This is a genomic window from Oleiphilus sp. HI0086 (genome assembly GCF_001635225.1).
Map to the genome: position 1 here is coordinate 1 of NZ_LWFZ01001452.1, position 1,163 is coordinate 1,163.

Here is a 1,163-nt window from a genome sequence, read left to right on the forward strand (position 1 = left end):
ATTACGCTGCGGGTCTTTTTAAATCAGGATTAAAGGGCAATAAAATATATAGGGATTGATTTATCACATACAAAAAAATTAAGCCTTTTCGCTTTAGAGAAAGTATCTTTCGCGCTTGGCACGATTCAATACTATAGTGATAGTAAGTCCTTTTATGAGATTCTTATGGATATAAGTGTATATGTTGGAGCGTTGGTTGCTCTATTTGTGATCATCGATCCGATTGGAATGGCTTTAATTTTCCATTCTTTGCTTGAAAGTGGTTCAGGTCGAAAGTTGATCGCTTTCAAGGCCTGTCTTATTTCCACGATGCTACTAGTATTGTTTGGCAATTTTGGTGAACTCCTTTTAAGTAAGCTTGCGATTAGTATTCATGCATTCAAGATATCCGGTGGCGTGCTTTTGTTTTATACGGCGTTTCGTATGGTTACCAGTAGTTTGTCTTTCGCTGGCAGCGGGAATGGCAGAGATATATCGGTTTTCCCATTGTCCATACCGCTACTTGCGGGGCCTGGCTCTTTAACAGTAAGTATTTTGTTGTTTTCTTCGACTAGTTCGGCTTTGGGCCAGCTTTCTGTGATGTTTGCCATTGTATCTATCAGCACGCTAACCTGTATTCTGATGATTTTTTCGGGCAATGTTAAACGCCTGGTTGGTGCGATAGGTGATGAAGTATTAAAACGTTTTTTAGGAATGATCTTAGCTGCACTGGCAATCCAGTTTATTCTGGATGGCTTGCGAGTATTTACTTAATGTCGGCGAATCAGCTTATGCTGCTATAAGGAATCAAAGCTTATTAAGCGCATTTTCAAGAGAAATGCTTTTTAGGTTTTGTGCCTCGGCAACGTTCTTGTTACAGAGCTCCCCATTAACAATATTCAGACCTTTCATAAAGCCCGGGTTCGTTTCCAGTGCTTTACGACAACCTCTATTAGCAAGCTCGATTACGTAAGGCGCTGTAGCGTTCGTTAAAGCTAGAGTTGAACTTCGTGCAACGGCTCCGGGCATATTGGCGACGCAATAATGTACGACATTATTTATTGTGAATACTGGCTTTTCATGAGTTGTAGGTTTTGAGGTTTCAATACATCCACCTTGGTCTATCGCCACATCTACGATCACGCTGCCGCTTTTCATCTGGCTTAGGTCAGTTTTAGTAATTA

Annotated in this window: 1 protein-coding gene and 1 pseudogene; one reads left to right on the top strand and one right to left on the bottom strand. The window is 40.8% G+C overall.

From position 1 onward, the window contains the following. Nucleotides 1-165 precede the first annotated feature (165 nt). Nucleotides 166-753, top strand: a complete 588-nt coding sequence (locus A3756_RS24620) for a MarC family protein (protein WP_068507525.1) — start codon at nt 166-168, stop codon at nt 751-753. 33 nt (nt 754-786) lie between these two features. Here A3756_RS24620 and A3756_RS24625 read toward each other — a convergent pair. Continuing rightward, nucleotides 787-1,163, bottom strand: a pseudogene (locus A3756_RS24625) (alanine dehydrogenase); the annotation flags it as partial.

What these genes read in the sequence shown, in the direction of transcription:
- A3756_RS24620 (WP_068507525.1), top strand. Translation starts at nt 166, where the DNA reads ATGGATATAAGTGTATATGTTGGAGCGTTGGTTGCTCTATTTGTGATC.